We start from the raw sequence: 21,609 nt of genomic DNA on the forward strand, positions 1-21,609 counted from the left end.
TTACTCACCATACTCGTTCGCTGTTTTGACCAGCACTACATCGAGGCTGACAACACGTGCGGTGCGCCCCAGGATCTGGGCGAGGCTGGGCTGGGTTCTGCCGCTGTCACCCGATACCAGTTCTTTGATGTAGAGGCCTGCTTCGCCGACGACTTCCACCCAGTATCTGTCGTCTTGTGTGCCTGTACACTGGATATCGAGGACCTGCCGTTCCCGGACTTTATCTGCCCGTCGGTGTGACACCCGGATGGGGGTGCGCTGTCGTATCGTTACACCTTTTAACTGATCGAGGGCCGCTCCGAACTCCTCTGGCGTTACGGAGGCGTCTGTCTCGACCAGGATCCTGTATTTTTTATGCGCCTGGTCTGATTTAAGGCTTTGCACCGTCTTCCGGTCCGCCCATCCGGTCAGGTGGACACCCACCCGGCCGTCGGCGTTCCGGTTGATCTCTTCCTCGAGGGCCGCGAGGTCCACCGACCGTCTCCGCGGCACCTCGACCTCCATCACGAAGGGGCGGCCCGACCCGAGCATCCTTGCATCGATGTCCTCCCGGCCGGCGCCGTGGAGGACGGCGTTCTCCGCGTCGAAGGCCTCGATGACCGGCCGGCCGATCAGTTCCTCGACGGAGTCCGCGTACTGCTTGCCGGTGAAGTTGCACTTCTCGCACCCGGCTCCCCGGCAGGCCCGGCAGTCCCAGTGGGTCTGCGGGATCCCCCGCTCGTACTTCAGGTAGCGACCGACAAAGTAGATGGGGTTGACCTGCACCTCGACGGTCCCCTCCGAGAGATCGAGGATCACGACGATGTCGGGCCTCTTCAGGTCGGCCGTCTTGCCCGCCAGCACCGAGACGGCTTTGCCGACCTCCCGGTTCATCTCGGCCTTCAGCGGTTCGGGGTCGCGGAGAGCGAGATCGCTCCAGACCATCTCCTCGCTCTCCGCGACGAGCGGCGGAACCTTCGTCCCCACGAGGAAGGTCTCGAACTCGAGACCCTGGACCGCTTCGACGACCTTCGCCGCCCACTCGTCGACGCGGTAGAGTTCGCCGCCGCAGATCCAGCAGGAACCGTGGTCGGCCTCCCGGTGGGGCACGTTCGCCGCAAGTTCGCGCGTGATCCGGAGCGCCCGGCCCCGTTCCTCGTTTGTCAGTCCAAACGACCGCTTCCCGAAGAACCGGCCGAGACAGCGGTCGCAGGTCTCGCCGTATCCAAGGATTGCTTCTACCTCTTCTATGATTTCCATCAGGCTTCCCTCCGGTCCATCTCATTTAAGAGGACGGTGATAGTGTGATCGGCGTGCAGCGACCGCGGTCCGACCGAGTAACTGCGATACCCCTCGACCAGAGCCCCCTCTTCGGCCGTGAGGTTGTGGTGGTCGGAGAGGAGATAGTTCTCCGGAAGGGCTGAGGCCGCCCGGATATCCTCCCCGCCCTCGTCGAGGACCGCGAACGGGATCTCGGCGAGAAGCCTCGACAACCCGCCGCGGCGGACGTAGACCCCCGGCGTCGACTCCCGGAAAGAGTCGCCGCAGGGGATCGAGAGCGCCTTCTTGATCAGGGCGGCGCTGCTCCGCTCGTCCGGCGAGAGGTAGCGGACCTCGCTTCCTCTGAAGAGGACGGTCTTCTCGGGGCCGGGCTCTCCGCAGAGGATGAGGTAACACTCGACGTCGCGCCGGAGATCGTGGGAGAGAAAGAACGAGGAGTTGATGCAGCGGCAGAGGACGTCCATCCTTCCGCCGCTGCCGGCAAGGTCGTTCAGGCTGAAGGCGCCGCTGGTTGCGGCCAGGTGGCCCACGACGGCAAAGCGCTTCATCTACTGGTTCCTGCCGAACTTCTTCATCATGCGCTGCATGTTGAACTTGCCGCCGCTCATGCCGCGCATGCCCTTTAAGGCACGCTGCATGATCTTGTAGTACTTGATGAGGTCCCTGACATCGTCGGTCGAGACCCCTGCGCCGCGAGAGATCCGCTGGATCCGCGAACTCCCGATCACCGAGGGGTCGTCGAGCTCCGATGCCGTCATCGAGTCCATCATCACCTTGTAGCGCTGCATCTTGGTGCTGGTGATGTCGTAGGCGTCGTCGGGGATCTGCATCCCGCCAAGGGGGAGCATGCTCATGATCTGCTTCAAGGGCCCCATCTTGTTTAAGGCCTCAAGCTGCTTGTACATGTCCCGGAGGGTGAACTTCCCCTTGAGCATCGCGTTGACGTCGATCTCCTCGGCCGAGACCGCCTCCTCCGCCCGCTCGACGAGGGCTTTCAAGTCCCCCATGCCGAGCAGCCGGGAGATGAACCCGTCCGGGTCGAACCGTTCGAGGTCCTCGATCGTCTCGCCGCTCCCGATGAAGACGATCCCGCTCTGAGTCTCCGAGACCGCCGAGAGCGCGCCGCCGCCCCGGGCGGTGCCGTCCATCTTCGTCACGAGGACGCCGTCGATCCCGATCGCCGCGTGGAACCGGCGGGCCTGCTCGCTCGCCTGCTGGCCGAGCGCCGCGTCGATCACGAGCCACCGGTGGTCGGCATGCGAGGTCTCGTTGATGTTGATGATCTCCTCGATCAGGTTCTCCTCGAGGGCGTGCCTTCCCTGAGTGTCGACGATGATGACCTCGTAGAGCTTGCGGAACTTCGGGAGGCCCTCGCGGACGATCTTGAGCGCGTCCTGCTCCTTCGGGTCCCCAAAACAGGGGACGCTGATCCGGTCGCAGAGCGTCTTCAACTGCTCGTAGGCGCCCGGCCGGAAGGTATCGGCGCAGATCACACCGACCCGCAGGCCTTTGCGCTGGAAGTAGCGGGCGAGCTTTGCGGTCGTCGTGGTCTTGCCGCTCCCCTGCAGGCCGGCCATCAGGATCGTCTGGGGGCCGAGCGTCACTTCGCCCGGTTTTCCCATCAGGCGGACGAGCTCCTGGTAGACGATCCGGAGGACGTGCTCGCGCACGCCCATCCCTTTCGGCGGCTCCTCATCGAGGGCACGCTGCTTGATCGCCTGCGAGAGCTGCATCACGAGTTTGACGTTGACGTCGGACTGAAGGAGCGCCCGCTGGAGGTCGCGGACCAGTTCGTCGACGGCGGCCCGGTCGATCACCGTCTTGCCGGCGAGCTTCTTGACCGCGTCTTTTAAGGACGCGCCGAGGTTGTCGAGCATCAGGCCTCCTCCCCCAGGAGTTCGTCGACCACGACCCGGGGTTTGAACGGCATGATGTCATCGTAGCCCTGGCCGACCCCGAGGAAGAGGATCGGTTTGCCCACCGTGTGCGCAACCGAGATGGCCGCGCCGCCCTTCGGGTCCATGTCCGCCTTCGTCAGGACGACCGCGTCGGTCCCGACGGCCTTGTTGAACTCGTCGGCCCGGATGACCGCGTCGTTGCCCGCAACCGCCTCGTCGACGTAGACGACGAGGTCGGGCTTCATGACCCGCCGGATCTTCTCGAGCTGGTTCATGAGGTTCGCCCGGTTGTGGAACCGGCCGGCCGTATCGGCGAGGACGACGTCGATCCCGTGCGCCTTTGCGTACTGGACGGTGTCGTAGAGAACCGCCGAGGGGTCGGCGCCCGCCTGGTGCTGGATGGTCTTGATGCCGAGACGGTCGGCGTGAGTCCGGATCTGCTCGATCGCGCCCGCACGGAAGGTATCCCCAGCGCCGATCACGACCGTAAAGCCGTTCTTCTGGAGGTAATGGCCGACCTTGGCGACGGTCGTCGTCTTCCCGGTCCCGTTCACGCCGGTGAAGAGGATCTTCACGGGCCGTTCGTGCTCGCGGACGTAGTGCAGGAGGTCGAGCCCGTCGCCGAGCACTCCGCAGAGCGCCGAGCGCAGGGTGGAGGCCACCAGATCGTCGACCGAGGCCCCGATCTTCCGGTGCCGACCCACGAGGTCGCCACGCATGCGGGCGATGATCTCGTCCGTGACCGGGAGCGCGACGTCGTTCTCGAGGAGGACCATCTCGAGCTCCATCAGGGGCTCCTCGATGTCCTTCTCCTGGAGGAGGACTTCACGCTCTTTGACGAGAACCTTCAACCTGTTGAAAAACGTGGGCGCCTCCCGCTTCTCCTCCGCGGTTGCCTCCCTTGCGGCCGGAGCCGCCGGAGCGGCCGCCGGTTCGGGGGAGACGGGAGAAGAAGGAGAGGGAGAGGGCGCGGCCTCTGCAGCCTCCGGCAGTGCAGGTTGCTCGACCGCCGGCGGTGCCGGCTCGGCCGCGGCAACCTCCTCGATGTTCGAGGTGAACTTGGTCCTGATATTCTGAAGTTTCTTCTTTAAAGAATCGAACATTATCAGCTTCCGCCCTGACCTGCCTGAGCCTGCCGGGCCCCCCGGTAGGCCGCCTCCAGGCGGCGGGAGATCTCCGTTGCCTGCCCCTGCAACTGCTCGACCGAACCTGCGACCTTCTTTCCGAGGGCCTCAAGTTCGGTGATCCGATCCTGGAGATACTCCATGGCCTCCGCACCGGCGCGCTCGACCGAGACATCGGCGCCGATGTTCACGAGAACGTGTCCGGCATCGAGCACCTTCACCCGCAGAAGGGCACCGCCCCCGATGGGGAGGAGGACGACGCCGTCTTCGGTCTCCGTGATGGCCCGGAGGGTCTCGATGGCGGCGGCGGCCTCAAGGCGCTGCTGCTCGATCATCGAGAGCTGTTGCGTCAGGATCTCGATCTGCTGCCCGTACTCGTTTAAGTACATCTGGAGGGTCTGTATCTCGCGAGGATCTGCCTGTTCCACGTTATTCACCAGCTACTACGTTAACCGTCTCGATGGTGATATAATTTCTCTTCAGGCGGTGTTTGCTTCCGATCACCGCGAGAACCCTCTCTTTTGCCTGGTTCTCGTTCGGGGCCCCGATGACCTTGCGGTACGGTTTCCACGTGTCGTTGATCTTGCACGCGCCTACAACTTCAAACATCTGGTTCTCCATGACACTTCACTCCAAAAATCCAAAGACTTCCTCAATTCGTCCGAGCTCGAACCCGGTCGTGACCGACCCGGCAATGTACCCCTTGCTGTTCGCAAGGAGCCCGGTCCCCACGAGCCCGGTCCCCATGTTGACCGACCCGAGGCCGATCGGGAGCTCGACCACCCGCTCGAGGGCGGCGATCTCCGACTCGTTCGCTCTCGGGTGGACGAGGATACCGCGGTTCGTCGCAAATGCGGCCATGCCGACGGTCTTGATGCCGCCGAGCGAGAGCCGGACTACCGGCACAGAGAGGAACGACCCGATCTCCTCGGCGACACCGATCTCCATCTCCGGGTGGACGGCGGCAACGTAGTCGTTTGCGAGGATGACGTTGCCGGCAGCGTTCATGGACCCTCCGAGCCGGAAGACCTCACGGTATTCCTCGAGGACCGCCACTTCCTCGGCGGCGGCAAGATCGCTGACGATCATGCCCTGGCTGTTTCCCGCAACAAGCGATCCGATGATGCTGCTTCCCTGGATGGTGGTGGTTACGATCTCGACATCGAGTTCCCGTGCGAGAGCTTCAGTGAACTCTTCCGGAGCTCCGGGATACACGATAGCGATATCCTCAAAGACGCGGGCGTAGACACCGATGTTCGGATCGCCGGTGAGATCGATCGTCCCTGTCATTTCACTCCTCGGCGAGCTCGGCCTGGACCTGCCCGTCCTCGAACTTCATCGCGCGGACGCGAATCTTTCTCGGGGGCTTCTCGCTGCCGTGCTCCCAGACCTTCTCGTTGATGCTCTTATCCAGCTTGATCTCTTCGCTCTTCATGTGCCGTACGAGGAACGCCCTGATGTCCTTGACGGCGGTGTTGCACCGCTTCCACCGGGGCGCACGCTTCACTTCGCGGAGCGGAATGATATAGATATGTTCTTTCAATGCCTCTGCCATAGCCCTACACCTTTAAGCTGCTCCGTCTCCAGTTGCGCCGCTTGGGGTGCGACGCGACTGCACGGTTGGTCCTGATCATCACCCATGCAGGCACGCGGCGGTTCTGCTCGCATGCCTTCGCCAGCCGGATCTTCCGGCCCTTCATCAACTTGCTCATGATTCTCACTCTTATATCTTTCAGGTCTCTCTCAGCCCGACCACCAGCGACTGCAGGTGGCGGGGAGGGAAGAACGGAGCCAGATCGATGCCGCGTTCAAGGATCGCCGAGCGAATTTCTCCTTCGTAGTCGCCGTTCCCGATGCTCCCGGTCTCCCCATACCGGATCACGAGCAGCCTGCCCGCGAGGCGTTCCACCTCCGTCTTCCCGTAGCCGAGGAGCGGCCGGATATAGGAGCGGCCCGTGGTCATCTCCAGGTGCTGGACCTCGGAGCGCTCGAGCCGGGGGACCCGGTCCTCCCGGCGGGTGCCGTCGCCGACCACCTCATACTCGTCGAGGAGGGCCTCGACCGCCGCCCGGTGGACCAGGTTGATAGCATCGTTCGGGTAACCGCACGTAAGGAGCAGGTCGACGGCCTCCTCAAGGAGGTCTCGTCCGAGCACTCTCTTCCTGAAGGGGAGATGCAGAGCGGCTGCAGCAGCCTGCACCGCCGGGACCTCGCGGCAGGGGTCGAATACGCAGGTATTCAACTCCACGCCGTAGTCGCGCGCGAGCATGAGCGCCGCGAGCGAACTGTCTTTCCCTCCTGAGAAGAGCACACCCGCTTCCATTACTTCCGCGTGATCCTGAACTCTTTCTTCGACGGCGTCAACTGGGCCAGCAGACCCTTCAACTGCTCGTCGTTGATCCGCTGCCGGATCCTGCCGCTCTGGGCCAGCATCACCAGTTGCTGCTCGACCGCTTTCGCAAACTCAGGCCGGGTCAACTTGATGGTATTGAGCCTCTCCCTCGCTTCGGGTTCAAGGATCTCCATAAGCATGACGCGGATCTGCGATTCGATCTGCTGCTGGCGCTGCGCCTCGTCTTCCATCGTCTGCTGATCCATCGCCTGCCGTTGCATCTGTTCCATCTTCCGGCGGCGGAGTTCCGCGAGTTCGTCGTCTACCATCAGTCACACCACCGGTCGATCAGTATTTCAGAAGTCCGGGCGCGTTCTGTGCAGCCTGGGGCTTCAGACCGTTTGCAACATTGTCGAGGAACGATCTCCCCGCCGCAGTGACCACACGCCCCTCATTCGCATGGGAGACGTATCCGGCCGCTTCGAGCTGCTGGAAGACCTTCCGGGCGATGGAACCGCTTCCCTTCCGGAAGTGGCTCGGGGCCGAGCCGCGGTCGCGGTTGCCGCCGTAGATGGAGCGCATCCTCTGGGCACCCACCGGGCCGTCGGTGTAGATACGCCGGAAGATCGCCGCCGCACGCACATACCACCAGTCGTCATTCTCGGGGGGCATCTCTTTGTGTACCCCCGTCTTTGCAAAAGCGGCCCATCCAGGGGGCTGAATCTGCGGGTTTTTCTTGAGTTCTTCTGCCACCTGCCGGATGAACATGTCGGCAGGGATGTCGTATACAGTCGTCATAGATGAACCTCACTATCGCTAACAGTCTTTACATATTCGTCCAGTGATGTTTTATATATTTCGAGAATCCCGCCCGGGAGATCGGCCTCGCCGCTCCGTGAGAACGAGAGTCCGCCCCCTGACCTCGGCGAGGACCGCGCCGGCCGATGCGGCTATCGCCTCGGGATCGACCTCCGTATTCCGGAGCCACCTGACCTTGACGACCTTCCGGTCTTTGATCTGGCGCCGGATCTCTTCGATCATGACGTTCGTAATACCACGCTTCCCCACCCAGATGGTGGGTTTGAGATCCTGAAATGATTCTTTGCTCATGGTTGAGGTCTCCCGACCGGATACCGCGACCGGTGTCCGCAGGCAAGGCAGGTGATTATCACGCACCCGCGGTGAATCCTGACCCGGGCATTCGATCCCGGCACCAGGTAAGTGCTGCACCGGCGGCAGAACCGGCGTTTCAGCGGCCGCTCGATCCGTACGCGGTGGCGCATCCCGATCTTTCGCGCGAGCTCCACGCACCGGTTGCTCCACCCGGGATTCTCCGGGTAAAACTCGGCTGCCCGCGCAAAAAGGAGAGCGATCCTCTCCCGGGCGAGCCTCCGGGAGCCCGATCTTCGTGTCGTATCTGCCATATCTGTTCCAACAGGTAGTGGGTCTTGAGGTTGGAGGCGGAAGAATATATAAGAATTTGATGGACCGGGTCAGCGGACCCGCACCCGCCGGCCGCTGACCTCCAGGCGGCCCTCGCAGAAGAGCTTCACGGCAAGCGGAAGCGCCGCGTGCTCCTCGACCAGAATCCGGTCGGCGAGCGTCGACTCGTCGTCGTCGGGGAGGACCGGCACGCACCGCTGGATGACGATGGGGCCGGTGTCGGTCCCCTCGTCGACGAGGTGGACGGTGCAGCCTGCGACCTTCACCCCGTACTCGATCGCCTGCCGCTGCGCGTGCAGCCCGGTGAACGCCGGGAGCAGGGCGGGGTGGATGTTCATCATCCGGCCCGCAAACTCGTGGACGATCCCGGTCCCGAGGATCCGCATGTAGCCGGCGAGGACGAAGAGGTCCGCCCGGCAGTTCCGCATTGCGGCGAGGAGAGCATCCTCGTAGGCGGCTCTCGTCGGGAACCGTGCATACTCGACGACCGTCACCGGGATCCCGGCGGCTTTCGCCCGCTCGATCGCGTAAGCCCGGGGGTTGTCGGTGACGAGACCGACGCAGATCGCCGGGATCTCACCGGCCGCGATGGCGTCGATCACCGCCTGAAAGTTCGACCCCCTTCCCGAGGCGAGCACTGCGATCCGTTTCCTGTTAAGAGGTTTCTCTCCATCCATAGGTATCATGCTCCGGATATCACCGGGCTTCATCCGGCACGGCCGACGGCGCGATGGTCATCTTCACCTTGACGAGCCGCCGGCCCCGCATCTGCATCACGACGAGCGTGATGTTGCTCTCCTCGACCCTGACCACCTCGCCGCGGCGGGGGATATGCCCCAGCCGGTCGATGACGAGGCCGCCGATGCTCTCGTAGGCGTCCGTCACCGGGAGGTTGAGGTGCAGGTCCTCGTTGATGTGCTCGACCCACGTCCGTGCATCGACAAGGTAGACGCCCTCCTCGATCTGCTGCACCTCGGGCTCCTCCTCGTCGAACTCGTCCATGATCTCGCCGACGAGCTCTTCGAGCATATCCTCGACCGTCACGATCCCGGCAAACGACCCGTACTCGTCGAGGACGACGGCCATGTGCTGCTTCTTTAACTGGAGCTCCTTTAAGAGCTCGTCGATCTTCTTGCTCTCGGGAACGAAGTAGGGTTCGTACATCCGGTCGCGGATCGTCGCGCTCGTCTGCTGGCGGAATACGGCAGCGAAGACGTCTTTTACGTTCAGAAGTCCGAGGATGTTGTCGATCCGCTCGTGGTAGACCGGGATCCGGGAGAACCCGGTCTCGTTGAAGAGGGAGAGCGCGTGCTCGAGCGTGCTCGTGTCCTCGATCATGACGACGTCGACCCGCGGCGTCATCACCTCGCGGACCGTCGTGTCCCCAAAGCGCAGGACGGAGTAGAGCATATCCCGCTCCTCCTCCTCGATCGTCCCCTCCTCCTCGCCGACGTCGATCCACTCCTTGATCTCTTCCTCGGTGACGACCGGTTCGGCCACGCCGGGCCTGAAGGCAAACTGCCCCTTGATCCGGTCCGCGACCCAGAGCACCGGATAGAGCACCTTCGAGAGGAGAAGGATGGGCCCGGCGACCCGGAGCGCGAGTTCTTCGGTGTGCCGGGAGGCATACATCTTGGGCCCGATCTCGCCGATGATCAGCATCAGGATGACCGTGACACCTGTCGCTATCCCGATACCGACGTCGCCGTAGATGCCTATGGCGATCGCGGTCGCGAGCGAGGCGGCGGCCACGTTGACGATATTGTTCCCGACGAGGATGGTGATCAGGAGAGAATCCGTCGATCGTTTCAGTCTCTCGAGCGCTTCCGCTCCTTTCCGGCCCTGACATAAGAGTGCGTGGACTTTCGCCCGGGTTATCGAGACGAGGGCGACTTCGGAACTTGAGAAGAAGCCCGACAGGAGCAGGCAGATAAGAAATAGTACGATCTCTATAGTTACAATGTCTACGATTACCATTTATTCCACGCCGCGTTCAGCGGCTGTATATTGCGTCGTCGAAAGGTTGGGTTATATCAATTATGTTGCAGGCAGAGATTATAAACCCAGCGCATCAGGGAAATATCCGTCCGAGCGCCTCCTGTTCCCGCGCGAGCAGCACAACCTTCTCTTCGGACGAGAGGGGGGCCGAAAAGACCATGTCTTCGAGCTCCAGGGTGAGGTAGCCGTCGTAGCCCCGGTCGGCAAGCTCCGCGAGGAACCGCTTCGCGGCCGGGTCATCTCGGATGGGGTGGTGGGGGCGCCTGTTGCCGCCGAGACCGCTGACATGGACGTTCACCGTCCGGTCCCCGCAGAGGTCGACGAACCGGAGCGCCTCGTCGGCTGAGGTCATCATGGCGTGCCCCATATCGAGGGTGAACGAAAGCCACGGCTCCCGTTCGAGCAACTCGGCCGCATCCTCCGGCGTGTAGAGCAGGGCGTTGACCCGGGGCTCCAGGTTCTCGATCGCGACCTTCACCCGCGCCTCCCCTGCCGCCTCCCGGAGCCGGGAGATGTACTCCTCGAACCGCCGGTAGTCGTAGGCGCTCGGCTGCCGTTTCGCCGTCCGCCGTCCGGGGTGGACCGTGACCACGGCGGCCCCCATCCGGTCGGCCATCCGGACGGCCTCGACGGCGTACTCGACCGAGATCGCGGCGACCCGGGGATTGATGGAGCAGGGGTTCAGGTCCAGTGTCGGGGCGTGGACGGTGATCGGGGCGAGGTCCGGATGAGCGGTGATGCACCCGGCGAGTTCGTCTTCGGGGCGGTCGCGAAGCCAGAAGTGCGGCGTCTCGACCCAGAACTCGAGGCCGTCGAGACCGGACTCGGCGACGTAATCGAAGATGTGGTCGCACGGGTATTCGTGGAAGAACATGGTCGAGACGGCGAAACGGCCCATGACACTACTTGATATAAACCATCGGTCTAATAGATTGTGATGATACTCGGCAGCCCATCTGCCGGTCCGGACCGGTTCGGCACCCCGATTCTCGCGGTCTCCGAGGTTTCGCGGCTCATCTGCGACCTCCTCGACGACGTCCGCCTTCAGGGGATCTGGGTGCGGGGGGAGGTGACCAACTACAAGGGTCACTCCTCCGGTCACCGCTATTTCTCCCTCGGCGAGAGGAACGGAAGGAGTTCCGCCCTGATCAACTGCGCCATGTGGCGCTCCTACGCCTCCGCCCTCGCGTTCGAGCCGAGGGACGGCATGGACGTCCTCGCCTGGGGGACCGTGGAGGTCTACGAGCCGCACGGGAAGTACCAGCTGATCGTCAGAGAACTCCTTCCCGCAGGCGCGGGGGAACGCCACCTCATGGTCGAGCGCTGGAAGCGGGAGCTCGAGGAGGAAGGGCTCTTTGATCCCGGGCGGAAGCGGCCCCTGCCCCTCTTCCCGCGCCGGGTCGGCGTGGTCACCTCCCCGACGGGCGCGGCGCTGCAGGACATCCTCTCGGTCGTCTCCCGTCGCTATCCGGCCGAGGTGGTCCTCTCCCCGGCGGCCGTCCAGGGCGAGGGAGCGCACCTCGAGATCGCGGAGGCGATCCGGCGGCTCGACGGCCTCGTCGACGTGATGATCGTCGGGCGCGGGGGAGGAAGTTTCGAGGACCTCTTCGCCTTCAACCACCCGGACGTCGTCAGGGCCGTCGCGGCGTGCCGGACACCGGTGATCAGTGCGGTCGGGCACGAGGTGGATACCGCCCTCTGCGACTTCGCGGCGGACCTCCGGGCCCCGACGCCGTCGGCTGCGGCGGAGCGGGCGGTGCCGAACCGGGAAGAGGTGCTCCGCGAACTCTCCGCTCACCGCGAGAGGATGGGGGCGCTCCTCTTCCACCGGGTCCACACCGCCGCAGCCGAGGTCGAGGACCTCCGGGGGCGGATGCACCCCCGGCGGCTCACCCGGAAGGTCAACGAGCGAATGCAGCGCCTCGCCGAGCACGAGGACCTGCTCCGGCGGGCGGCGACGGCGAGACTCGAGCGCGAGCGGGCTGCGCTCGCGGAGATCCGCGCGGATCTTTCGGGCAGAAACCCGCTCGCCGTCCTGGACCGGGGATACTGCATCGCCGGGTCGGGCGGGAAGGTGGCGAGGAGCGTCCGCGACCTCAGGCCGGGCGACCACGTGGTGCTGCGCTTCAGAGACGGGGCGTGCAGGGTCACCGTGGAGGAGACGACGTATGACGGATACGTTTGAAGAGAAACTGGAAGAACTCCGGAAGATTGTCCGGAGGCTGGAAGACGGCGATGCAAGCCTTGAAGAGAGCATCGCCATCTACGAGCGCGGCGCGCTCCTCGTGAAGCAGTGCGAAGACATCCTCGGCACGGCCGAGATGCGGCTCACCGAGCTCGGCCGCGATCGGTGAGGCGGTAGGACTCCGGCGGGACGGCGATCTCAAAGCGCGCACCCGTGCCCGGGATCCCGGTCTCCCGCAGGGAGAGGCCGGTGATCGCGAGGATCTCCCGGGCAAGGAAGAGGCCGAGCCCGGTCTGCCGCCCGAACCCCTGCTCGAATATCGCTTCTTTTTCCGGGTAGGGGATACCTATCCCGTCGTCCTCGTAGACGACGGTCATCCCGCTCTCCGACTCTTCGGGATAGATCCGTATCCGGGTGATGCCCCCTCCGTGCCGGAGTGAGTTCTCGATGAAGTTTGAGAAGACGCGGACGATGAGGGGGTCGGCGTAGACCTCGAGATCCCGGACCTGCACCTCGACGGCAACCCCCCCGGTCACGAGCCCCGCCGCCGCCTCGAGGGCAGCCTCCCCGACATCCTGCCAGGCCGGCGCGGAGAGGCCGATATCCTGATACTCCCCGGTGAAGGTGATGTAGCGCCGGATCTCCCGGAGGGCATCCTCCTCCCTGCGGTAATACTCGAGCAGAACCGGGTCGTCCGCCTGCTCGCGGGAGAGGTCGAGGTAGCCTGAGAGGACGTTGAGCCGGTTCAAGATATCGTGCCGGGTCACGTCCGAGAGCAGGTTGAGTTTACGGTTCGCGAGGAGGAGCGCTTCCCGCGCCATCTGCGCCTCGCTGATATCCCTGCCGACCGACTGGAACTCCGTGACGGCGCCCCCGTCGTCGAAGAAGGCGGTGTCGGTCCACTGCTGCCACCGGACCCTGCCGTCGGGCATGACGACCCGGTGCTCGATGGTGGCGGCAGGATGGGCGGGGGTGAGAGAGGTGAGGTGCTGCCGGACCCGGGCCCGGTCGTCTGCCGGGACGGCGGGGACGTAGCGCCGCCCGACGAGGTCCCCGCACGGGATCCCGATGGAACGGCAGTAGGCATCGTTTGCGAAGGTGATGGTGCCGTCGGGCGACCGGCGGTAGATCATCTCGGTCTGGCTCTCCACGACGGCACGGTACTGCTCCTCGCTCTTCCTGAGGGCCTCTTCCGCTTGCCGGCGGTCGGAGATATCGTGAATGTAGAGGGCGACCCCCTCGCGGGTGGGCAGCGCCCGCACCTCGAAGGTGTGCTCCCGGCCGCGGAAGTGGAAACTGTACTCGGCGATATCTGCCCGACCGGACTCCCGGATCTCCCGCAAAAACCCGGTGACGGCTTCGCTCTGGAGTTCAGGGAAGATGTCATAGATGCTCTTCCCGATGACCTCCTCCTCGGGGCTGCCGAGGAGGCGGACCGCGGCCCGATTCGAGGAGATGATCCGATCCTCGCGGTCGAGGGCTATGAAGGCGTCGCTGATGTTCTCGGTCAGCTCCCGGTAGCGCTCCTCGCTCTCCCGGAGCGCCTCTTCCTGCCCCGATAGATCGCAGAAGGCCCAGAGGAACTCGGGCGGGCCGCCGCCGGGGTCGGGAGCGACCCTGACCGCCACGGCGGCGGGGAAGGTGCGCCCGGCGGGGCGTGCGAACCGGAATTCCTGTGGCGGGACCTCTTCGCCCCGGACAAGGGCTGCGACCGCCGACCGGAACGCCGGGACGCACCCGGGCTCGAGGTATGCCTGGAGGGGGAACCCCTGCAGGCGGTCGGGCTCGACGCCGACCAGGGTGCCCGCCGCCCGGTTCGCCTCCAGGATGGCCCCGTCCGGCCCGGTGCAGATGCATCCGGCCGGGACCAGGGTGAACCGGTCCCGGCACCGCCGGTACCCGGCCTCGACGCTCCGGATGCCGGCGATCAGGGCGTCAACCTCGTTGTAGATCTCGACGAGGTGCGATCTCTGCAGGAGCTGGTCCCCCGCGGGGGCCGCTCTCCCGCCGGCTTCGGGCGGGCGGAGGCGGCGGTCGAGGGCCGCGAGAAGTTCGAGGAGGTCGTCGAGCGCCGGGGTGAACGGTTGCATGCCCTCCCGTTCCCCGCACCCGGATGCATAAACCTATCCCCGGCGGCCGGTGCGGGCGGGGGCTGGAGGACGCGGCCTCACGCGGAGGGGGGAGGGGGCAACCACCAGGGACTTCGCGGCCTTCGCGCCTTCGCGCCTTCGCGTGAGACTTTGTCACTCCCCTTATACTCCACCTCACGCGAAGAACGACGTTCCATCAGGAGCGGAGTTGGAGCACTGTAGGTGCGACCCGCGAAGAACGCAAAGGACAACGGTTCGCTAGAACCGTCGCGCCCTACGGACAGTCGTTCTCCGGGATCTCCGCCTCGAGCTCGACGACCAGTTCCTCCCCACGCCGGAGCGCCTCGATGAACTCCCGGGGAAGGGTCGCCGCGACGCAATCGGAGCGGATGGCCACAGTCCGGTCGGAGGCAAAGTCACTCCGCCGCCAGACGAGGTCCGCCGGGTGGTCCAGGGTGAGCGCCGCACTGCCCCGCGACCGGATCTCGACGGTCTCGCCGCCGGCGGTAAGCCTGGTCGTGAGCACCGCCCGGTCGTCGCACAGCAGCGCCTTGAGATCCGGAGCAAGATCGGCAGCACCCTTGTCGGCGGCGACGCCGATGATGCAGTCGCCCGCAAGGGTCAGCGTCTCCTCTCTCGTCACCTCAAACGTGGTCGGATGGGCTCCCCGGATCAGCGGGTGCCCCCGTGCCCGCACGATGTCCCTCGCCTTCATGCTTAATTAGGTGAGGGCTTCTATTGCTAATGAATGATTAGTATCGTCTGCCCCGTCTGTAAAGAGGAGTGCGAACACCAGGTCCTCCGTGAAGCCGCCGATCTGGTGGTGCAGTGCGCCGAGTGCGGTCAGGTCCACCGGATTCCGAAGCCCCCCGAACCCCGGATCTTCACCGTCAAGGCGATCGTGAGCCGCGAGACCGAGTCGATGGTCTGCAGCGTGGAGATGCTCGAAGACGAGGCCGTCTCCCTCGGAGACCGGATCGCCGCGGAGTGCGGCGACGAGGTGTTCGGGGTCGAGGTCACCGGCATCGAGGCCGGGGAGCGAAGGGTCTCCCACGCGAAGGCCGATGAGGTGACGACCCTCTGGACCCGGGGGATCGAGCAGGTCGTCGTGAGGGCGTCCGTCCACTCCGGGCGGACGACCATCCCCCTCTACCAGGCGGCGGACGGGGAGGATGAGTTCGCCGTCGGGGAGACCTATACGTTCGGCGGGCGGCGGATGAAGATCTCGCACATCAAACTCCGCGACGGCCCGGTCCTGCGCAAGGAAGGCTGGAAGACGTTTGCCCGCCGGATAAAGCGGATCTATGGTTACCTTGAGCGGGGCTACCGGCGGTAGCGATCCCCGGTCCCTCCTCTGACGGACTGAAGACCTCTTTTTTTACCGCCGCCTCCCCGACCTCCGGTTCTCGACGAAGGCCGGGCATGATCCCGGAAGGAGACCGTCTCCGTGGCCGGAAGCGGATCGCAGCGCCAGAGACCCCGCCTCACCGGGGCAGGGGCTCGGGCAGGTGACGCCGGACCGCAGCCTCAAGGTCTTCGCGGTGGACGAGCCCCTCCATCCGCTCCCTGACCTCGTCGTCCGCGATCACGAGGGTCGTTGGCGTCACCCGGAGATTGTACTCCTTGATGTACTGCGGGTTTTCGACGGCATTGATCTCCTCGATCTTGACACCGAGATCTCCCTCCACCTCGCGAAGGATCGGGGTCTGCTCCTCGCACCCCATGCAGCCTTCCTGGTAAAAAGTCAGTATTCTCAACGCCATATGTGTCAGGAGGCAGGAAGACTATAAAAAATAGTGGGGTGCCGTTACCCCGTTATACCATTGAGGGTGACCTCGGCGTTGCCGTAGCGGCACGTGACGATCGCCGAGTCGGAGGTCTTCTCGCTGACCTTCCAGAAACGGAGTGCGGAGGTCTGGTTGGTCTGGTTGCCGACAGGGACGCCCGACGAGACCATGAACTCGCGCAGGAAGACGTCGCCCACTTCTATCTCCGTGAAGTTAAGGCCGATCTCATCTGCGTCTTCGCGGCTCAGGGTGAGCGCAAGGTCGTTCGCCCCGGCGCCGAGGCTGACGGTCCTGGTCTCCCCGACGCGCATCCCGACAAGCCCCTGCGAGAGTGCGCCGAGCTCAAAGCCCATCAGGCCGAAGTTCGGCGCATCGGTCGGGTACACGACCGGGATCGGGACGATCTCGACGCCCTCGCTCGAGAGGGTGCCCACCGGGATCTCCAGGTTGCCCGTCAGGAAGACGAGGTTGTTCTTCTCGTACTCGCTTGCGGCGAGATTCTGGTTGGTCGTGACGAGAGGGCGCCCGTCCTCGCCGCGGATGGTATAGCCGATCAGCGCCGTGTTGCCGACCTGAGCGTTCCGCGGGGCATCAAGGAGCGGGGCCAGATACGTCCCCACCATGGCGACTGCCACGAGAAGGGCGACACCGACATAGGCCCATTTCATCCAGGGCGAGGTCTCGTCCTTCGAGGATTTCTGTTGTGTCTGTTTCATTACGGTACAATCGACTTTCGGTGAAATAAAATAGTATTGTTGCGAAGGAGCGCCGAGCCCCCGATGAAAAGATATATATGCCAATATCACTACCTTAAAGTTAGCCAGGGCGACCCGCTCGCCCGGGGCCATATCAATCGGGAGAAGTGATTACGATGACAAGAATTGAACGAGGACCGTATCGCTCCATATGGCAGGACTTCGACGACCTTATGGCCGAGATGGAGAGCAGGTTCCAGTCCATGATCGGGGGAATCGGCGCACGGGGGGAGGAGGTCAGGGGCCGGATCGTCCCGGCAGTCCGTGACTTCCGTGTGGACGTCCGGGACCACGAGGACGAGGTGATCGTCGTTGCCGATCTCCCCGGCGTCGAGAAGGAGAACGTCGCCGTCCGGCTCATCGACCCCCAGCACCTGGAGATCGTGAGCATCCGGAGCGGCCAGACCGAGGAGGAGGCAAGGGATTTCTTCATGCGGGAACGGGTCTACGGCCAGATGAGCCGGACGGTCATGCTCCCCGCGGAGGTGAACGAGGAGGGCGCCGCCGCCTCGTTCAAGAACGGGGTGCTCGAGGTCCGGCTGAAGAAGGCACCCGTCGAGACCGGGACGACAATCCCGATCGAGTAACTTTTTTTCCTATTCCTCGCGAATTCCGACCGAACAATTCATGTCGAGCCAGTGTGACACTATCATGATGGATAAGAAGCGGGTCAAAGACTACATGACCTACGACGTCGTCACCGTCAACGCTCACGGAACAGTCCGGGATGTCATCGAAGCCATGAAGAAGACGCACCACGACGGCTTCCCGGTGGTGGAGGACAACTCGAAAGAGGTGGTGGGCTACATCGCGGCGCGGGACCTCCTCTTCGCCCACCCCGCAACACCGATCGAGCAGGTGATGTCCCGCCACCTCATCGTCGCCGACCCGGACATGAGCGTGAACGATGCGGCCCGCGTCATCTTCCGCTCAGGCATCCAGAAACTCCCGGTCGTCAACGACAAGAACGAGCTCATCGGGATCATGTCGAACGCCGACGTCATCCGGTCCCAGATCGAGCACGTCTCGCCGGAGAAGGTCTTCAAGTTCATCGAGACCTTAAAGAAACTTTACGGGGTCGAGCCGGCCCTCCGGCGGGGGTCGGTCCCGATCAACGAACTCCTGCCCACCCAGTCAAAGATCTACGAGGACGAACTGGAGGGGAGGATGTACGAGATAAAGAAAGGGCTCGCCGAACCCCTGATCGTGGTCCGCCGACCGGGCCGCTGGATCCTGGTCGACGGGCACCACCGGGCGATCGCGGCTAAAAGGCTCGGGATCAAGAACCTCGACGCCTACATCATCGAGGTCAGGGAGAACATCGAGCTCGGAATGGAGCGGACGGCAAAGACCCTGAACCTCAATACGCTCGACGACATCAAGGTGCTCGATTACGCCCGCCACCCGCTCGTCGCGCTGACGCACCGGCTTGTCAGGCACGGGTGAACAGATCCTTTTTTTTCACGGGGAGAGCTACCCCGGACTTTCACCTACAGTCCGCGTATATAGTCCCATCTGGCTACCAGGGCGGGTAGAAGAGAGGGTGGGTGCTGGCGCCCCACCCGCTGAAGAGAGAGAGAGCCCGGCCCTTACGACCCTTCGATCCGGGTGTCGAAGTCCTCGTTCAAGACATGCTCTTTGACGACCGTCCCCTCCGGAATGATCACCTCAGGCCAGAGCCGGGTTCCCGAGTGGACGACCACGCCGTTCTTCAGGACCGCGTGCGGCCCGATGACCGTGTCGTGCTCGATGTTGCACCCGCTGCCGATGAGCGTGTCGTTGTCGATGATGCTCCCGCTGACGGTGCTCTCCCTGCCGATCACCACCCGGTTGTAGATGGACGAGGAGAAGATCTTCGCGCCGTTCTTGATGATGCACCCCTCCCCGATGCTCGTATACGGCCCGATGATGACGTTCTCCTCGATGATCGTCCCGGCGCCGATCGAGACCGGCCCGATCACCCGCGAGTTCGCGGCGATCGAGACCGAACTCCCGATCTGGGCGGGGCCGAGGATCCGGGCGCCCTTGATGTAGAGGTCGCCGGAGATGTTCGTGAACCCGATGTTCTGCAGCTTCCACCGCTCCGCCTCGCGGAGCGACCGGGGGCTCCCCACGTCGGACCAGTTGCCGCGGGCGAGCCAGGCTTTCAGGGCGTAGCCCTTCTCCATCAACTCGGGGAAGAGGTTCCGGGCGAAGTCGAACTTCTCGCCGGAGGGTATGTGGTCGAAGATCTCCGGGTTGCAGACGTACATCCCGGTGCTTGCGAGGTTCGAGAAGATCTCGCCCGGACTCGGCTTCTCCTTGAACCTCTTGATATGGTAGTTCGCGTCGATCTCGGCGATCCCGTATTCGGTGGGGTCGTCGATGCTGATGAGGCCGATCGTGGTGATCGAGTCGTTCGCCAGGTGCTCGCGGTAGAACTCGAGCAGGTTCAACCCCACGACGTGGTCGCCGCCGACGACCAGGAACGGCTGCTCCTCGAGGTACTTCTGGGCGTTCTTGACGCTCCCCGCCGTCCCGAGTTTCGTCTTCTCGTGGACGTAGGTGACGTTGACCCCGAAGAGCGACCCGTCTCCGAGAGCCGCCTCGATGGCATCGCTCATGTAGCCGAGCGTGACGACCACGTCGTTGAACCCGAGGTTCGCGAGGTGTGAGACCAGATGCTGGATCGAGGGTTTGTTGACAATCGGGATACAGGGCTTGGGACGCCCGAATGTGAGGGGGCGGAGCCGTGTGCCCTCCCCTCCGCACATTATGCACACCTTCATAGCTCTCCGTTGTCCGCGTATCGATTTAACATTTGGGGGTGACCCGGTATGCTCTCCCGAACCTTTATTCTCTGTTGCAGAGAGAGTCTACAGGGAAGATGACCGCGTTTGAATGTACGCTCTGCGGGAAGTGCTGCATGAACGCAGGCGGCCACCTGATCGAGATCGAAAAAAGGCTCACCGGGCGGGACTTTCTCTGCCGGCAGAAGATCGTCGGCGGCACGTTCCGTGCCCGGGTCGAGGACCGGTTCGTCGACGCGTTTAAGGACACCACCGAGAGCAGCAGGCACCAGACCTGGTGCCCGTTCCTCCGGCCTCTCCCGGGGAAGGAGGGGAAGTACGGCTGCACCATCCACAACAGCCGCCCCTACATCTGCCGGTCCTACGCCTGCTGCACCATGCGGATCTTTGCCGGCGACGGCCGGGAGGTCGGGAAGGTGCAGGGGAGGAGGAGCCTCGTCACCGAGGACGACACCCTCCGCCGGTGCTGGGACGAATCGGTCGCACCGCTCGGGACCGACGACGATATCGCCTGGCGGGCCGAGGTCGCCGGGATCCTCGGCCGTGCCGGCTACCGGGTCGAGGCCTATGAGTGAGGTACGGCGCCTCCCGGTCGTCCGCGGCCGGGTGGAGTGCACCCCCGGCGGGGCCGTAACCGTCGACCGGTGCGGATTCTGCGTCCACTCCGCCCGCGTCGTGGTCAGAGGAAAGGAACTGCCCTCACCGGCACGGGCCTACTGTAGCCGTTGCCGGGACGCGGAGCGGGTCGATATGGAGAAGGTCGAAGCGGTCGTCTGCGACGACCAGTCCGGCGAGGGGTTCCGAAGCATCGCGAATATCATCAGTTGAGCGGACTCTGCGGCAGTACTTCATCCAAGAACATACCCGGTCCTCAATGCAGTTTGGCGCAGTAGATTCCGGATCAGCCTGTCATCTCACGCGAAGCCGCGAAGAGCGCGAAGGGAAGTAACCAGCAGATCCTCGGTCTTCGCGGCTTCGCGCCTTCGCGTGAGGTAACGAGGCATGGCCTGTCCTGGAGAGCGGCATCCCCCAATCCAGGAGAGGAATCAGCCGCTGGAGATCAGACCTCTGAAAAATGGTCTTTCCAGAGCAGGTTGAGCGGACTATTTCCGCCAGAACTCCCAGGGATGCTTGGTCTGGAACGGAACGCCCTTCGCCTCCTTGTTCCAGTCGGTCTCGATGGTATGGTGGACCAGCCGCACCTCGTTCCTGAGCTCGGTGAGGACCTCTTTGACGTCCTCGATCTCCTTGAGAAGCCGGTTCAGTTCCTCAAACGAGCGCTGCTGCCGGACCATCACCGTCCCGTTATCCTGGCGGCTGGCAAGACCGGCCTCGATCAGCTCGAGGATAGCTTCATTCCGGTCGAACGCGTGATCCCGGGCAAACTGGTCGATCTGCTCCATCAGGTCGGGATCGAGCGCAAACGAACATCTCATCACCATGGTCCATCTACTTCCCGTGTAATTGGATTTCCCTGCTGATTATAATGTCTATCGCTCCGGGAGCCGTCAGGGCGGCAAAAGACGGCATCCGCTCCCGGCAGAACCGCCACGAATCCGGCAAAAAAAGAGCTGCCCGGGTTCTCCCTCCAGAGAACCGATCGGGGTCAACTGATATTTTCCATGTTGTATCCTTTCTGAGCGAGCAGGTCCTTCACCCGCTCGCGGTGATTGCCCTGCAGCTCGATCGAGGAGTCTTTGACCGTGCCGCCACAGGCGAGTTTCGCTTTCAGGAACTTGGAGAGGTCTTCGAGATCGATATCGTAGGGGTCGAGGCCCTCGATGACCGTGACTTCCTTTCCATAGCGCCGCTTGTTGATCTTTACGCTGATTCTCTGCTGTTCCTTCGCGACTTCTTCACAGATACACAGTTCCTTTGGCAGTCCGCAGGTCGGACATATCCCACCGTTCATTGCATGTACCTTTCAGCTCTCGTTATATATTAGTTG

General features: G+C 63.7%; 31 protein-coding genes. 7 read left to right on the forward strand and 24 right to left on the reverse strand.

All coding sequences use genetic code 11. The annotated features are described in order from the left end of the window. From F8E02_RS00645 to F8E02_RS00725, 17 genes are all read right to left on the reverse strand, one after another. Positions 1–1,239, reverse strand: a complete 1,239-nt coding sequence (locus F8E02_RS00645) for a tRNA pseudouridine(54/55) synthase Pus10 (RefSeq protein WP_317063508.1) — start codon at positions 1,237–1,239, stop codon at positions 1–3. Beyond that, the gene (gene trmY / locus F8E02_RS00650) at positions 1,239–1,808 is read right to left on the reverse strand and encodes a tRNA (pseudouridine(54)-N(1))-methyltransferase TrmY (protein ID WP_317063509.1); all 570 of its coding nucleotides are present in this window, start codon (positions 1,806–1,808) and stop codon (positions 1,239–1,241) included. The genes F8E02_RS00645 and trmY overlap by 1 nt, the downstream gene beginning before the upstream one ends. Then, positions 1,809–3,137 carry a signal recognition particle protein Srp54 gene (locus F8E02_RS00655; protein ID WP_317063510.1) on the reverse strand — a complete coding sequence of 443 codons (1,329 nt, stop codon included), beginning with the start codon at positions 3,135–3,137 and terminating at the stop codon, positions 1,809–1,811. Then, entirely contained in the window at positions 3,137–4,261 is a 1,125-nt protein-coding gene (gene ftsY / locus F8E02_RS00660) for a signal recognition particle-docking protein FtsY (protein ID WP_317063511.1), read from the reverse strand. Before ftsY ends, F8E02_RS00655 begins: the two co-directional genes overlap by 1 nt. A 2-nt stretch (positions 4,262–4,263) precedes the next feature. Continuing rightward, complete coding sequence (gene pfdA, locus F8E02_RS00665) at positions 4,264–4,719, reverse strand: prefoldin subunit alpha (protein ID WP_317063512.1); 456 nt, start codon at positions 4,717–4,719, stop codon at positions 4,264–4,266. Further along, positions 4,712–4,903, reverse strand: coding sequence for a 50S ribosomal protein L18Ae (gene rpl18a / locus F8E02_RS00670; RefSeq protein ID WP_317063513.1), 192 nt, complete (start codon positions 4,901–4,903; stop codon positions 4,712–4,714). Before rpl18a ends, pfdA begins: the two co-directional genes overlap by 8 nt. Before the next feature lie 6 nt (positions 4,904–4,909). Continuing rightward, positions 4,910–5,572: a translation initiation factor IF-6 gene (locus F8E02_RS00675; protein ID WP_317063514.1), complete on the reverse strand. Its 663-nt coding sequence runs from the start codon at positions 5,570–5,572 to the stop codon at positions 4,910–4,912. 1 nt (position 5,573) lies between these two features. After that, complete coding sequence (locus F8E02_RS00680; protein WP_317063515.1) at positions 5,574–5,837, reverse strand: 50S ribosomal protein L31e; 264 nt, start codon at positions 5,835–5,837, stop codon at positions 5,574–5,576. A 4-nt stretch (positions 5,838–5,841) separates the two neighbouring features. Further along, positions 5,842–5,994: a 50S ribosomal protein L39e gene (locus F8E02_RS00685; RefSeq protein WP_214019632.1), complete on the reverse strand. Its 153-nt coding sequence runs from the start codon at positions 5,992–5,994 to the stop codon at positions 5,842–5,844. Between the two features lie 20 nt (positions 5,995–6,014). Further along, the gene (locus F8E02_RS00690; RefSeq protein WP_317063516.1) at positions 6,015–6,605 is read right to left on the reverse strand and encodes a DUF7411 family protein; all 591 of its coding nucleotides are present in this window, start codon (positions 6,603–6,605) and stop codon (positions 6,015–6,017) included. Next, a complete protein-coding gene (locus tag F8E02_RS00695) occupies positions 6,605–6,943 on the reverse strand; it encodes a DNA-binding protein (RefSeq protein ID WP_317063517.1) in 339 nt (112 codons plus the stop codon). Before F8E02_RS00695 ends, F8E02_RS00690 begins: the two co-directional genes overlap by 1 nt. Positions 6,944–6,962: 19 nt before the next feature. Beyond that, positions 6,963–7,412 (reverse strand): 30S ribosomal protein S19e, encoded by a 450-nt coding sequence (locus tag F8E02_RS00700; RefSeq protein ID WP_317063518.1) that lies wholly within the window; start codon positions 7,410–7,412, stop codon positions 6,963–6,965. Positions 7,413–7,463: 51 nt separating this feature from the next. Then, entirely contained in the window at positions 7,464–7,724 is a 261-nt protein-coding gene (locus tag F8E02_RS00705) for a YhbY family RNA-binding protein (RefSeq protein ID WP_317063519.1), read from the reverse strand. Then, positions 7,721–8,038: a ribonuclease P protein component 4 gene (locus tag F8E02_RS00710; protein ID WP_317063520.1), complete on the reverse strand. Its 318-nt coding sequence runs from the start codon at positions 8,036–8,038 to the stop codon at positions 7,721–7,723. The genes F8E02_RS00705 and F8E02_RS00710 overlap by 4 nt, the downstream gene beginning before the upstream one ends. 69 nt (positions 8,039–8,107) lie before the next feature. Continuing rightward, entirely contained in the window at positions 8,108–8,734 is a 627-nt protein-coding gene (purN, locus tag F8E02_RS00715) for a phosphoribosylglycinamide formyltransferase (protein ID WP_317063521.1), read from the reverse strand. Between the two features lie 19 nt (positions 8,735–8,753). Further along, complete coding sequence (locus F8E02_RS00720; protein ID WP_317063522.1) at positions 8,754–10,034, reverse strand: hemolysin family protein; 1,281 nt, start codon at positions 10,032–10,034, stop codon at positions 8,754–8,756. 94 nt (positions 10,035–10,128) lie between these two features. Then, positions 10,129–10,953 (reverse strand): sugar phosphate isomerase/epimerase family protein, encoded by an 825-nt coding sequence (locus tag F8E02_RS00725; protein ID WP_317063523.1) that lies wholly within the window; start codon positions 10,951–10,953, stop codon positions 10,129–10,131. A gap of 39 nt (positions 10,954–10,992) precedes the next feature. Here F8E02_RS00725 and xseA point away from each other — a divergent pair, with 39 nt between their 5' ends. Next, positions 10,993–12,240, forward strand: coding sequence for an exodeoxyribonuclease VII large subunit (gene xseA, locus F8E02_RS00730; protein WP_317063524.1), 1,248 nt, complete (start codon positions 10,993–10,995; stop codon positions 12,238–12,240). Next, entirely contained in the window at positions 12,224–12,409 is a 186-nt protein-coding gene (xseB, locus tag F8E02_RS00735; protein WP_317063525.1) for an exodeoxyribonuclease VII small subunit, read from the forward strand. The genes xseA and xseB overlap by 17 nt, the downstream gene beginning before the upstream one ends. Here xseB and F8E02_RS00740 read toward each other — a convergent pair. Together F8E02_RS00740 and F8E02_RS00745 are read right to left on the reverse strand one after the other, a co-directional pair. Beyond that, positions 12,384–14,330: a PAS domain S-box protein gene (locus F8E02_RS00740; protein ID WP_317063526.1), complete on the reverse strand. Its 1,947-nt coding sequence runs from the start codon at positions 14,328–14,330 to the stop codon at positions 12,384–12,386. The two genes, xseB and F8E02_RS00740, sit on opposite strands and share 26 nt — an antisense overlap. Before the next feature lie 274 nt (positions 14,331–14,604). Next, positions 14,605–15,045 (reverse strand): DUF371 domain-containing protein, encoded by a 441-nt coding sequence (locus F8E02_RS00745; RefSeq protein ID WP_317063527.1) that lies wholly within the window; start codon positions 15,043–15,045, stop codon positions 14,605–14,607. A 33-nt stretch (positions 15,046–15,078) separates the two neighbouring features. Between F8E02_RS00745 and F8E02_RS00750 the strand changes: the two genes are divergently transcribed. Continuing rightward, entirely contained in the window at positions 15,079–15,666 is a 588-nt protein-coding gene (locus F8E02_RS00750; protein ID WP_317063528.1) for an HVO_0476 family zinc finger protein, read from the forward strand. Positions 15,667–15,814: 148 nt separating this feature from the next. On the opposite strand, the gene F8E02_RS00755 is transcribed toward F8E02_RS00750, so the two are convergent. After that, on the reverse strand, positions 15,815–16,093 hold the full coding sequence (locus F8E02_RS00755; protein WP_317063529.1) for a thioredoxin family protein: 279 nt from the start codon (positions 16,091–16,093) through the stop codon (positions 15,815–15,817). Between the two features lie 44 nt (positions 16,094–16,137). Next, on the reverse strand, positions 16,138–16,833 hold the full coding sequence (locus F8E02_RS00760) for a hypothetical protein (protein ID WP_317063530.1): 696 nt from the start codon (positions 16,831–16,833) through the stop codon (positions 16,138–16,140). 155 nt (positions 16,834–16,988) lie between these two features. Between F8E02_RS00760 and F8E02_RS00765 the strand changes: the two genes are divergently transcribed. Together F8E02_RS00765 and F8E02_RS00770 are read left to right on the forward strand one after the other, a co-directional pair. Continuing rightward, positions 16,989–17,459: an Hsp20/alpha crystallin family protein gene (locus F8E02_RS00765; protein ID WP_317063531.1), complete on the forward strand. Its 471-nt coding sequence runs from the start codon at positions 16,989–16,991 to the stop codon at positions 17,457–17,459. 67 nt (positions 17,460–17,526) lie between these two features. After that, the gene (locus F8E02_RS00770) at positions 17,527–18,318 is read left to right on the forward strand and encodes a CBS domain-containing ParB/RepB/Spo0J family partition protein (RefSeq protein WP_317065133.1); all 792 of its coding nucleotides are present in this window, start codon (positions 17,527–17,529) and stop codon (positions 18,316–18,318) included. Positions 18,319–18,461: 143 nt separating this feature from the next. Here F8E02_RS00770 and F8E02_RS00775 read toward each other — a convergent pair whose 3' ends face one another. Next, positions 18,462–19,640 (reverse strand): NDP-sugar synthase, encoded by a 1,179-nt coding sequence (locus tag F8E02_RS00775; RefSeq protein WP_317063532.1) that lies wholly within the window; start codon positions 19,638–19,640, stop codon positions 18,462–18,464. 98 nt (positions 19,641–19,738) lie between these two features. Between F8E02_RS00775 and F8E02_RS00780 the strand changes: the two genes are divergently transcribed. Both F8E02_RS00780 and F8E02_RS00785 read left to right on the forward strand, forming a co-directional pair. Continuing rightward, complete coding sequence (locus tag F8E02_RS00780; RefSeq protein ID WP_317063533.1) at positions 19,739–20,236, forward strand: YkgJ family cysteine cluster protein; 498 nt, start codon at positions 19,739–19,741, stop codon at positions 20,234–20,236. Then, on the forward strand, positions 20,229–20,489 hold the full coding sequence (locus tag F8E02_RS00785) for a hypothetical protein (RefSeq protein ID WP_317063534.1): 261 nt from the start codon (positions 20,229–20,231) through the stop codon (positions 20,487–20,489). Before F8E02_RS00780 ends, F8E02_RS00785 begins: the two co-directional genes overlap by 8 nt. A 275-nt stretch (positions 20,490–20,764) precedes the next feature. Here F8E02_RS00785 and F8E02_RS00790 read toward each other — a convergent pair whose 3' ends face one another. Beyond that, positions 20,765–21,103, reverse strand: a complete 339-nt coding sequence (locus tag F8E02_RS00790; protein WP_317063535.1) for a type II secretion system protein E — start codon at positions 21,101–21,103, stop codon at positions 20,765–20,767. Positions 21,104–21,267: 164 nt separating this feature from the next. Continuing rightward, positions 21,268–21,573: a stress response translation initiation inhibitor YciH gene (gene yciH, locus F8E02_RS00795; RefSeq protein ID WP_209730510.1), complete on the reverse strand. Its 306-nt coding sequence runs from the start codon at positions 21,571–21,573 to the stop codon at positions 21,268–21,270. Positions 21,574–21,609 lie beyond the last annotated feature (36 nt).

Source organism: Methanoculleus caldifontis (assembly GCF_032842345.1).
GTDB classification, from domain to species: domain Archaea; phylum Halobacteriota; class Methanomicrobia; order Methanomicrobiales; family Methanoculleaceae; genus Methanoculleus; species Methanoculleus caldifontis.

Coding starts and splice junctions, on each gene's coding strand:
- F8E02_RS00765 (WP_317063531.1), top strand. CDS start 16,989: ATGACAAGAATTGAACGAGGACCGTATCGCTCCATATGGCAGGACTTC.
- F8E02_RS00675 (WP_317063514.1), bottom strand. CDS start 5,572: ATGACAGGGACGATCGATCTCACCGGCGATCCGAACATCGGTGTCTAC.
- F8E02_RS00745 (WP_317063527.1), bottom strand. CDS start 15,045: ATGAAGGCGAGGGACATCGTGCGGGCACGGGGGCACCCGCTGATCCGG.
- rpl18a (WP_317063513.1), bottom strand. CDS start 4,903: ATGGAGAACCAGATGTTTGAAGTTGTAGGCGCGTGCAAGATCAACGAC.
- F8E02_RS00770 (WP_317065133.1), top strand. CDS start 17,527: ATGGATAAGAAGCGGGTCAAAGACTACATGACCTACGACGTCGTCACC.
- F8E02_RS00685 (WP_214019632.1), bottom strand. CDS start 5,994: ATGAGCAAGTTGATGAAGGGCCGGAAGATCCGGCTGGCGAAGGCATGC.
- F8E02_RS00710 (WP_317063520.1), bottom strand. CDS start 8,038: ATGGCAGATACGACACGAAGATCGGGCTCCCGGAGGCTCGCCCGGGAG.
- xseB (WP_317063525.1), top strand. CDS start 12,224: ATGACGGATACGTTTGAAGAGAAACTGGAAGAACTCCGGAAGATTGTC.
- F8E02_RS00785 (WP_317063534.1), top strand. CDS start 20,229: ATGAGTGAGGTACGGCGCCTCCCGGTCGTCCGCGGCCGGGTGGAGTGC.
- F8E02_RS00760 (WP_317063530.1), bottom strand. CDS start 16,833: ATGAAACAGACACAACAGAAATCCTCGAAGGACGAGACCTCGCCCTGG.
- purN (WP_317063521.1), bottom strand. CDS start 8,734: ATGGATGGAGAGAAACCTCTTAACAGGAAACGGATCGCAGTGCTCGCC.
- F8E02_RS00790 (WP_317063535.1), bottom strand. CDS start 21,103: ATGGTGATGAGATGTTCGTTTGCGCTCGATCCCGACCTGATGGAGCAG.
- F8E02_RS00705 (WP_317063519.1), bottom strand. CDS start 7,724: ATGAGCAAAGAATCATTTCAGGATCTCAAACCCACCATCTGGGTGGGG.
- F8E02_RS00700 (WP_317063518.1), bottom strand. CDS start 7,412: ATGACGACTGTATACGACATCCCTGCCGACATGTTCATCCGGCAGGTG.
- yciH (WP_209730510.1), bottom strand. CDS start 21,573: ATGAACGGTGGGATATGTCCGACCTGCGGACTGCCAAAGGAACTGTGT.
- F8E02_RS00725 (WP_317063523.1), bottom strand. CDS start 10,953: ATGGGCCGTTTCGCCGTCTCGACCATGTTCTTCCACGAATACCCGTGC.
- F8E02_RS00720 (WP_317063522.1), bottom strand. CDS start 10,034: ATGGTAATCGTAGACATTGTAACTATAGAGATCGTACTATTTCTTATC.
- F8E02_RS00690 (WP_317063516.1), bottom strand. CDS start 6,605: ATGGAAGCGGGTGTGCTCTTCTCAGGAGGGAAAGACAGTTCGCTCGCG.
- F8E02_RS00750 (WP_317063528.1), top strand. CDS start 15,079: ATGATTAGTATCGTCTGCCCCGTCTGTAAAGAGGAGTGCGAACACCAG.
- F8E02_RS00775 (WP_317063532.1), bottom strand. CDS start 19,640: ATGAAGGTGTGCATAATGTGCGGAGGGGAGGGCACACGGCTCCGCCCC.
- F8E02_RS00655 (WP_317063510.1), bottom strand. CDS start 3,137: ATGCTCGACAACCTCGGCGCGTCCTTAAAAGACGCGGTCAAGAAGCTC.
- F8E02_RS00695 (WP_317063517.1), bottom strand. CDS start 6,943: ATGGTAGACGACGAACTCGCGGAACTCCGCCGCCGGAAGATGGAACAG.
- ftsY (WP_317063511.1), bottom strand. CDS start 4,261: ATGTTCGATTCTTTAAAGAAGAAACTTCAGAATATCAGGACCAAGTTC.
- trmY (WP_317063509.1), bottom strand. CDS start 1,808: ATGAAGCGCTTTGCCGTCGTGGGCCACCTGGCCGCAACCAGCGGCGCC.
- F8E02_RS00755 (WP_317063529.1), bottom strand. CDS start 16,093: ATGGCGTTGAGAATACTGACTTTTTACCAGGAAGGCTGCATGGGGTGC.
- xseA (WP_317063524.1), top strand. CDS start 10,993: ATGATACTCGGCAGCCCATCTGCCGGTCCGGACCGGTTCGGCACCCCG.
- F8E02_RS00645 (WP_317063508.1), bottom strand. CDS start 1,239: ATGGAAATCATAGAAGAGGTAGAAGCAATCCTTGGATACGGCGAGACC.
- F8E02_RS00780 (WP_317063533.1), top strand. CDS start 19,739: ATGACCGCGTTTGAATGTACGCTCTGCGGGAAGTGCTGCATGAACGCA.
- F8E02_RS00680 (WP_317063515.1), bottom strand. CDS start 5,837: ATGGCAGAGGCATTGAAAGAACATATCTATATCATTCCGCTCCGCGAA.
- F8E02_RS00740 (WP_317063526.1), bottom strand. CDS start 14,330: ATGCAACCGTTCACCCCGGCGCTCGACGACCTCCTCGAACTTCTCGCG.